Raw genomic sequence first — 8,946 nt, 5'->3', positions numbered from 1 at the left:
CGTCCCCCTTCCCCTTGAGAATTTCGGCGACCAGCATCCCGGCTCCTCCCTCTCTATAGAGTGCGGCCGCGGACGCGCCGCTATCAGCCCTCAGGGTCGCGCAGAACGTCCGGCGAATCAAATGCGGAAGGTGCAGGACCGAACAGCCTCGCCCAGGGACCGATCAACAGGGCCCCGAAGATGAAGCCGAAGGCGTGCGCCTCCCAGGCGACCTGGACCCCGGTCATGCCCGGGGCCAGACCGACAAGGCCGGTCGCGGCATTGACCGCCATCACCGCTCCGGCCGTCGTCAGGAAGCGTTTGTCGCCGAGGGCGCGCAGGCCGCCGAGCTTCTTGCGGCCCAGCCGGCGCATGGCCGCCCCCATCAGACCGAACACCGCGCCGGAGGCGCCGACCAGGATGTTGCGGCTGTCCGGGTGCACCAGGCTATAGCCCGCCGCGGCGACCAGGCCGCACAGGACATAGAAGATAAGAAAGCCCGCCACGCCCTTGGGCCCGACCATCAGGCGGGCGATCGGCGGACCGAAGGCGAAGGCGCCCACGGCGTTCATGGCCACATGGCTCCAACCCCAGTGCAGGAACATCGAGGTCAGCAGGCCCGGCCACCAGCCGCCGGCCCACAGAGTGGCCGGCACGAAGGCCAGGCTCAGCCCCCCGTCCGGAAGGCGGGTCTGGAGCAGATACAGAATCGGCATGGAAGCGGCCACGGCCACGGTGATGGCCGGAGCGAGGAAGATGCGCTCGGGAGGATGTTCGCTCAGGGGATTCGTTCCGCGCTCGAGGGCCAGACTGGGTCGTTTAACCAACATAGCGACCGGAAAGCGCTTTTTAATATCCATGGCTCAGATTGGCACGGGGGTTGCTTGCTCATTGATCAACCATGTCCGCGTGTGGAGGGGCTATCGTGTCCGTTCGGCTGAAGACCACTCACATTCTGGCGGCCGCCGTTCTGGTCGCCCCGGCCGCTGCGCCGTCGATCGCCGCCGCGCAATCGGCCGGCTCGTCCAGCATGGGCAACTACCAGGCGGGCTACGGCGCGTCGCGCTACACCACCGCCCGCCCCCAAACCGGCTCGACCCGCGACGCCAACGGCAACCGGCTGATCGTCGACGGCATCATCCAGTCGGGCGCGAGCAGCTATTCCAGCGCCACCGGCGGCGTCTCATCCAGCTACAACGGCGCGGGCGGCGTGGGATCCAATGGCGGCACGGCCATCGGCGGCTCGACCGCCATCGGCAACAGCCTGAACGTCGTCGTCCAGGGCAACCACAACACGGTCATCGTCAACTCCACTCAGGTCAACAACGGCAATGTCACCGCCGGGACCAGCCTGAACGGCCAGCTGAGGCTTCCATGATCCACGGCACGACCGTCCGGCGCCTGCGTGCGGCCGTGGCCGCCAGCGCGGCCGCCGCCCTGCTCAGCGGCTGCATCTCCGCCTCCGCCGGGCCCAATGGGACCTATGCGACGCCGATCGGCAATGCGCCGGTCACCGCAAATCCGACGCCCTATTCGGCCGCGCTGTACTGCATGGCCGATTACGCGCGCCGCTACGACCTGCCCTCCCCGCGCATCGCCGTCGGCCGGATCAGCGATTACACCGGCACGGTCTCGGCCGACGGCGGCCGCCAGATCACCGGCGGCGCCTCGCTGATGGCCAACACCGCCCTGGCCAAGGCCGGGGCCCGGATCGTCGAGCGCTATGACACCTCCGTGTCCGAGCTCGAGCTGCGCTACGCCAACAACCGGCTGATCGGCGACCAGGGTCCCGGCGGCCCCGAGGACACCCAGTACCGCCGTATCCTCGCGGGACAGGTCCCGGGCTCTGACTTCTACATCGTCGGCGGCATCACCGAGGTGAACTACAATATCCGGTCGGGCGGTTTTGACGCCGCCGCGGGCCAGGCCAGCAGCGATACGCCCCTGTCGACGGCCTTCGCCGGCAAGGCCTATGTGATGAACATCGCCATCGACCTGCGGCTGGTGCAGACCACCACGCTCGAGGTGGTCGACGTGGTCAGCTACCAGAAGCAGATCATCGGCCGCGAAATCTCGGCGGGAGTCTTCGACTTCCTGAACGGCAACGTCTTCGACATCTCGGCCGGCGAAGGCGGGCTGGAACCGGTTCAACTGGCCGTCCGCGCCCTGATCGAGCGCGCCACGGTCGAGTTCATGGCCAATCTTTACGGCGCGCCCGGCCCGGACGTTTGTCTCTCGGCCGGTCCTGATCCCCTCGGCGGCACGGTCGGCCCGACCGGCGGCTACTACCCGGCCTACGCCAACACGGACACGAACAATGGCGAAACTCGCGCGGATCCGTCTCGCTGGCACGATCGCCGCGACGACGCTGTGCGTCGCAGCCGCTACTGAGGCTGCTGCGCAGACGCCGCCGACCGGCGGCGCCATCGTCCTGAACGAACAGCTGCAGCTGGGCGACGTCTTCGCCGGCCAGACGCTGAACGTCGTCGACGCCCAGGACCAGGTCACGGCCACGACTTCGGCCGCAGGCAACAGCGCCTCGGGCGCGGTTCAGAACGACGCGATCACGGTCCGGTCCGACCAGTCGATGCAGGGCGACGCCGTCGCGACGACCGATCTGACCCTGGGGGGCGACACGGCCGGGCCGGTCACGGCGACCACCCAGGCGGGCGGCAATTACCTGGCGGTCAGCGCCTATGACGCCGGCCTGACGGTCGACGCGACCCAGATCAACGAAGGCGGTCTGGTCAGCGCCACCACCCGGCTCGGCGAGGACGGCGCCCGCCTGCTCGGCGGCGGCTATGTCGCGGCTTCGGCCATTTCCAACACCGTCGCCGCCTATGGCGAAGGCTCGGCCATCGACGGAACGGTCGACCAGGCCAACGCCGCCACCGTGCGCGCCTATGGTCGAGTCGAGTCGCAGTACGTCCCGGCCGAACTGGCCGTCGACGCCGAGGCCATGGCCAATGCTGTCGCCATCAACAGCGGCCAGACCTCGGGCCAGTCCGTCATTCTCCAGCAGCGCTCGACCGGCGCCTTCATCGAGGCCGAGGCCAGCGCCAACGCCGGCAACGCCTGGGACCTGGCCGGTCGCGCCCGCGCCTCCGGCAACCGGGCTCAGCTCTACAACCAGGGCGGATCGGTCGTCGCCGAGGCCAATCAGGACAACGCGGCCTATGTGCGCGCCGCCGCCACCACCACCGCCTACGACTTCGGCCGCGCCGAGGCCCAGGCGCGGGGCGCCGGCAACGAACTGTCGGTCGGCAACAACGACGTCTTCGTCGAGATCGACTCGACCCAGATCAACACGGGCGGCGTCAACGTGACCGCCGCCTTCTCGGGGACCAACGGCTACGACGCCTATGTCGGAGCCGAGGCCGTCGGCAACAGCGTCACCGGCTACGCCTGTTCGGAGTGCGAGGGCCGCCTCGACGCCACCAGCAGTCAGGTCAACCACGGCGACGTCTCCGCCACCGCCCAGACAACCGTCGCCGGCTCCGGCCGGGCGGTGATCAGCGGCGCCAACGCGGTCGGCAACGCGGCCAGCTTCCACGTCACCCGGCCCTCACATTAATCTTCCGTAACTTGAGAGGCTCGCGCCGGTCGCCACAAGGTTGTCCGGGGCGTAGCGATGGATCGTCGAGTGTCCCCGCCCCCTTGTCCGGCGCGGCTCTGCGGAGATCATCGCGCCAAGCGAAAGAAGCCGAATGCGCTCCCCTCACCGCCTGCTCCTGCTCGCCGCGGCGTCCGCCGCAGTGCTCGTCGCCGCCGCACCGGCGCTCGCCCAGAGCCAGGTCCAGCCGTCCGATCCCTGGGCCCAGGCGACCAGCGACATCCCGGCCGACGCCAACGTCCGCTTCGGAGTCCTGCCCAACGGCATGCAGTACGCCGTGCTGCGCAACGCCACGCCCCCCGGCCAGGCCTCTTTCCGCCTGCGCATCGACGCCGGCTCGCTGATGGAGAACGAGGACCAGCTCGGCCTCGCCCACTTCATGGAGCACATGGCCTTCAACGGGACGACCAACATCCCCGAGAACGAGCTGCTGCGCATCCTCGAACGCCTGGGCCTGGCCTTCGGCGCGGACACCAACGCCTCCACCGGCTTCGACCAGACCGTCTATATGCTGGAGCTGCCGCGCACGAACGACGAGACGGTCGACGCCAGCCTGCGCATCATGCGCGAACAGGTCTCCGAGGCCCTCATGGCCCCTGACGCCGTCGACGCCGAGCGCGGCGTGATCGAGGGCGAGGAGCGGACCCGCAACACCCCTGGCCTGCGCGTAGCCAAGGCCTCGTTCGGCCTGCTCGCCCCCGGCCAACGCCTCGCCAACCGCTTCCCGATCGGCGACCTTGAGATCATCCGCAACGCTCCGCGCGAACGCTTCGTCGAATTCTATGAAGCCTATTACCGGCCGGAACGGGCCACCTTCGTGGCGGTCGGCGACTTCGACGTCGACCAGATGGAAGCGAAGATCCGCGGGGCGTTCGAGAGCTGGGAGCCCAAGGCTGCGAACGGCCCCGAGCCCGACCTGGGAACGATCGCCCAACGGGGGCCGGAGACTCGCATCCTGGTCGAGCCGGGCATCGGCTCCTCGGTGCAGGTGAACTGGATCCGCCCGCCGGACCTCGATGCCGACTCGGTCGCCGAACGCCGCGAAGGCCTGGTCCGCGGACTTGGCTTAGCGGTGCTCAATCGCCGGCTCGGCGAGCTGGCGCGGGGCGACAACCCGCCCTTCCTCGGCGCCAGCGCCTCGGCCGGCGACGCCCTGGACAGCCTGCAGATCGGCACCCTGTCCGCCAGCTTCAATCCGGGCGGACTGAACAAGGCGCTGGAGACGATCGAGCAGGAGCAGCGCCGTCTGGTCCAGTTCGGCGTGACAGACGCGGAGCTGCAGCGCGAAATCACCGACACTCGCACCGGCCTGCAGAACGCCGTGACCGCCGCGGCGACCCGCTCGACCCCGGCCCTGGCCAACGGCTTGGTCGGCGCCGCCAACGCCGAGACGGTTTTCACCGCTCCGGCGACCAACCTCGAGCTGTTCAATGCGACGGTTGAGGGCCTGACTCCGGCTCAGGTCGACGCCGCCGTGCGCCCGGTCTTCGAGGGTCAGGGGCCGGTCGTCCTGGTCACCACCCCCGCCCCGATCGACGGCGGCGAGGCCGCGGTCACCGCCGCGCTCGAGGCCTCGCGTCGCACTGTGGTCACCGCGCGCGCCGCGGACGCGGCCCTGGAATGGCCGTACACCAGCTTCGGAACGCCCGGCCGCCCCGCCCAGCGGACCGAGATCGCCGACCTCGGGGTCACCCGCGTCGACTTCCCCAACGGCGTCCGCCTGTTCGTGAAGCCGACAGAGTTCCGCGACAACCAGATCCTGGTCAACGTCCGCACCGGCATCGGCGAGCTGGCGCAGCCCGTCGATCGCGTCACCTCGATGGCCTTCGCCAATACGGTCATGGGCCCGGGGGGCACGGGCAAGCTGACCGTCGACCAACTGACCCGTGTACTCAGCGGCAAGACCTACAGCGTCAATGCCGGCATCACCGACGACGCCTTCACGCTCGGCGGCGCCACCCGGCCGGAGGACCTGCTGCTCGAGATGCAGGCCCTGACCGCCTACCTCGTCGACCCGGGCCTCCGCGCCGCCCCGTTCGAGCTGGCTCGCAGCCAGCACCCCCAGACCCTGGAGCAACTGGCGGCCACGCCGGGCGGCGTCCTCGGGCGTGACCTGGGCGGCCTGATGTCCAGCGGCGACAAGCGCCAGACGACGCCGACAGCCGAGGAAGTGGCGGCGATGTCGCTCGAGGAAATTCGCAAGGGCGTCATGGACGGTCGGGCTCACGGCCCGATCGACGTCGTCGTTGTCGGCGACGTCACCGTCGACGCCGCCATTGAAAGCGTCGCCTCGACCTTCGGCGCCCTGCCGGATCGCGGCGCCCAGCAACAGCCGACTGCCGCGGCCGCTCAGCGCCGCTTCCCCGCGACCGGCGGCGAGACGATCCAGCTGAAGCACAGCGGCCCCGCCGAACAAGCGCTCGGCTTCGTCGCCTGGCCGACCACGGACTCGATCGGCGATCGCACCGAGACCCGACAGCTGTCGCTGCTCTCCGCCGTGGTTCAGCTGCGCCTGAACGAGGAGGTGCGCGAGAAGCTGGGCATCGCCTATTCGCCGGGCGCTTCTTCCAGCGCCTCGTCGGTCTTCCCGGACTACGGCTTCCTGTTCATGGCCGCGGAAACGCGACCCGAGAACCTGGAGACGCTGTTCGGAGCCTTCGACGCCATCACGGCCAGCCTGCGCGACACGCCGATCAGCGACGATGAACTGCTGCGGGCCAAGGCGCCCGTGGTGGAATCGCTGCGACGCAACCAGGCGGACAACGGCTACTGGGTCAGCCAGTTGGCCGCCGTCGGTCGCGATCCGCAGGCCTTGGACGAGATTCGCTCGAACCTCGCCGACCTGGAAGCGGTCACCCCGGCCGATATCCAGCGGCTCGCTCGCGAATACCTGACGCCGGACCACGCCTGGCGCCTGGCGGTCACCTCCAGCCAACCGGCCGCAACCCCGGCCCAGTGACAAAAGAGGCCCCGGTCCTTTCGGACCGGGGCCAGTCGCTTCTCAGGATCGTCGACAGAGCCGACGCTCAGAACCTATCGGACAGCGCCTGACCGGCGACTGAACGCCGGTGTTCATGTTGGCGTCAGAAAACCCGGCCGCCGACGCCGCCGTCCAGGGTGATCGAAGCGCCCGACACCGCCAGGCCTTCCTGCTCGACGACCTCCTCGCGGTACGCCGTGTAGATCTCTTCGCGCACCATGGTCAGGATCTTCACGCCCGCGCCGTAGCGGCGCAGCAGCGAACGCTCGTTGCAGTCGCGCTCCGCCCGTTGGGCCCGGCAGTCCACGGCGCCGCCGCGGCCATGCCAAAGGGCCTCGCCCTTGCGGCAGCTGATGGTTTCGCCGCGATCGAAGCGGATTTCACCCTGATACTCGGCGAAGGTGGCCTGCAGCCAGGTGCCGGCGAGGCAGCGGAACAGCTCCCCCTCATAGGCCGCGTCCACGTCGCGGTCTGGACGGACCTGGGACGCCGGGTGCGGCACGTTGCGGTCGTCGATACAGACGGCCTGCATGACCACCCGCTTCTCCCAGCGACGCCGCGCCTCGTAGGGCACGCGCACCGTCTGACGCACGCGCGCGCCTTCGACCGTCAGGCCGTTGATGGTCGTCGGATAGGGTTGGTCGACCGTAACATAGGCCGAGCCGCCGCCCGAAACCCAGACCGCCCCGCCGGCGCGGGCGTTCAGCCCGGTGCGGCTGCGGGCGCCGGCCTCGGCGTTCGCATTGACGTTGACGTTCACATTGAAGTCGCCTCCGCCGTTGCAACAGGGGGGCGGCGGCGCCGTGCAGCACGGGGGCGGAGGCGGCGGCGGCGGAGGCGGCGGCGGCTCGCAACACGGCGGCGGCGGCGGCGGGCAGCCCGTCCCGCACTGCGCCGCAGCCGGGTCGGCCACGGCCGCCACGATGATGAATCCCGCGGCCGCGGTCATCCAGTTCACGATCCGCACCCCCATGGGCCGACCTCCAAAGCATTTCGATGCACGGCGCCGTGCAAGACACGCGCCGCTCCAACCTGCATCTGAGCCACAAAAGCCTTGCGTTTCCGTTGCGTCCGCTACCGGTCCGAACCTTGCCCGGACGTAGCCGAAAGGGGAGGACGATGTTCCAACCTGATACACAACGGCTAATCGACGACTGGACTGTCCTGGCCCGGGCCTCCGGCGTGCGTGGCGGAATCCCTCGCCGGGCGGCCTTCCGTCCCGAGACCCTGGGCGCTCGCATGCCGCGCGCCTTCCTGGTCGAGCAACGTCGCGAGGGCCCCACCCTGCGGGTCGCCGGCGGCTGGCTCGAACTCCTGCACAACCGCCCGCTCGGCGGAACCGACTTCCTGGCGCTCTGGGGGCCGGCCTCTCGTCCCCTCGTCGCCGAGACCCTGTCCCAAGCTCTCCGCCAGGCCCGGCCCATGGTCATCGTGGCCCGCGCCGGCGCAGGCGACGCCACCGTCGAGGTGACCATGACGCCGCTGCGAGGCCGGTCCGGCCGTCCCGACCGCATCCTCGGCCTGATGGCGCCCGCCGAACCGGTGAGCCTGGACCACGACATGCCCTGCCTGCTGACCGCGCGGCTGGCGGTGGCGGCCGGCGATCCGGGACGCCCGGACCTCAGCCTCGCCGCCGTCCAGGGCCGCCGCCTGGCGTGAGGCTCAGCCGGCCGGTTTCAGCCCGGTGACATAGCGCTTCCAGTTCTGGACATAGTGGGCCGCCGAGGCCTTCAGCGCCTCGATCTGTCCCGGCTCCAGCTGTCGCACGACCTTGCCCGGCTGGCCCATGACCAGCGAACCGTCGGGAATCTCCTTGCCTTCGGTGATCAGGGCGTTCGCGCCGATAATGCAGTTCTTGCCGATCTTCGCCCGTCCCAGGATCACCGCGCCGATGCCGATGAGGGAGTTGTCGCCGATCTCGCAGCTGTGGAGCATGACCATGTGGCCGACCGTGACGCCGTCGCCGATCGTCAGGGGCTCGCCCGGGTCGGAATGCAGCACGCTGCCGTCCTGAATGTTGGTGTCCCGCCCGATCGTGATCGGATCGTTGTCGCCACGAAGCACCGCCCCGAACCAGACGCTGGCGCCGGGCTTGAGAATCACGTCTCCTACGATCGTTGCATTCGGCGCCACCCAGTATTCGCCCTCAGGCGGAAGCTGCGGTTTCTTGTCGTCGAGGCTGTAAACATTCATCCACACACCGCCATTTCTCAAGAAAACGAGGGCTTTAAGCTCTCGTAAACCAAGCTAGCATCATCCTGTTGATGCGATTCGAGGCCGCCATTTCGGCCCCGGATCGGAAGCCGGATCAAGCCCGGTCCGGTCAGAGCACGGGGGCGTGCGTGATGCGTTCGGTTCGGCGGATTGTTCCGCT

At 69.4% G+C, this 8,946-nt stretch carries 9 protein-coding genes (1 of these 9 running past the window's edge); 5 read left to right on the top strand and 4 right to left on the bottom strand.

Features of this window, described 5'->3' with window-relative positions; genetic code table 11:
- Together ASC65_RS07950 and ASC65_RS07945 are read right to left on the bottom strand one after the other, a co-directional pair.
- Positions 1 to 37 carry the 5' portion of a CBS domain-containing protein gene (locus ASC65_RS07950; RefSeq protein WP_056451399.1) on the bottom strand. The gene continues 392 nt to the left of window position 1, outside the view, so only the first 37 of its 429 coding nucleotides appear in the window; its start codon is at positions 35 to 37; its stop codon lies off the left edge, out of view.
- A gap of 46 nt (positions 38 to 83) precedes the next feature.
- Complete coding sequence (locus ASC65_RS07945; RefSeq protein ID WP_082525928.1) at positions 84 to 809, bottom strand: rhomboid family intramembrane serine protease; 726 nt, start codon at positions 807 to 809, stop codon at positions 84 to 86.
- A gap of 95 nt (positions 810 to 904) precedes the next feature.
- Between ASC65_RS07945 and hfaA the strand changes: the two genes are divergently transcribed.
- The 4 genes from hfaA (at position 905) to ASC65_RS07925 (ending at position 6,551) form a co-directional block, all read left to right on the top strand.
- Positions 905 to 1,357, top strand: coding sequence for a holdfast anchoring protein HfaA (gene hfaA, locus ASC65_RS07940; protein WP_056451398.1), 453 nt, complete (start codon positions 905 to 907; stop codon positions 1,355 to 1,357).
- Entirely contained in the window at positions 1,354 to 2,370 is a 1,017-nt protein-coding gene (hfaB, locus tag ASC65_RS07935; protein ID WP_056451396.1) for a holdfast anchoring protein HfaB, read from the top strand. The genes hfaA and hfaB overlap by 4 nt, the downstream gene beginning before the upstream one ends.
- Complete coding sequence (gene hfaD / locus ASC65_RS07930; RefSeq protein WP_056451394.1) at positions 2,297 to 3,553, top strand: holdfast anchor protein HfaD; 1,257 nt, start codon at positions 2,297 to 2,299, stop codon at positions 3,551 to 3,553. The genes hfaB and hfaD overlap by 74 nt, the downstream gene beginning before the upstream one ends.
- Before the next feature lie 133 nt (positions 3,554 to 3,686).
- Positions 3,687 to 6,551, top strand: coding sequence for a M16 family metallopeptidase (locus ASC65_RS07925; protein WP_056451392.1), 2,865 nt, complete (start codon positions 3,687 to 3,689; stop codon positions 6,549 to 6,551).
- Positions 6,552 to 6,675: 124 nt separating this feature from the next.
- Here ASC65_RS07925 and ASC65_RS07920 read toward each other — a convergent pair whose 3' ends face one another.
- Positions 6,676 to 7,545 carry a hypothetical protein gene (locus ASC65_RS07920; protein ID WP_235561433.1) on the bottom strand — a complete coding sequence of 290 codons (870 nt, stop codon included), beginning with the start codon at positions 7,543 to 7,545 and terminating at the stop codon, positions 6,676 to 6,678.
- Between the two features lie 146 nt (positions 7,546 to 7,691).
- Here ASC65_RS07920 and ASC65_RS16710 point away from each other — a divergent pair, with 146 nt between their 5' ends.
- Positions 7,692 to 8,231: a PAS domain-containing protein gene (locus ASC65_RS16710; RefSeq protein ID WP_162245662.1), complete on the top strand. Its 540-nt coding sequence runs from the start codon at positions 7,692 to 7,694 to the stop codon at positions 8,229 to 8,231.
- A 3-nt stretch (positions 8,232 to 8,234) separates the two neighbouring features.
- Here ASC65_RS16710 and ASC65_RS07910 read toward each other — a convergent pair whose 3' ends face one another.
- On the bottom strand, positions 8,235 to 8,765 hold the full coding sequence (locus ASC65_RS07910) for a gamma carbonic anhydrase family protein (RefSeq protein ID WP_056451387.1): 531 nt from the start codon (positions 8,763 to 8,765) through the stop codon (positions 8,235 to 8,237).
- Positions 8,766 to 8,946: the final 181 nt, after the last annotated feature.

The organism is Brevundimonas sp. Root1279, from assembly GCF_001425945.1.
In the GTDB taxonomy this organism is placed as follows: domain Bacteria; phylum Pseudomonadota; class Alphaproteobacteria; order Caulobacterales; family Caulobacteraceae; genus Brevundimonas.
The sequence above is the reverse complement of the archived record's forward strand: the minus strand, read 5'-3'. Positions and strand labels throughout refer to the sequence as shown.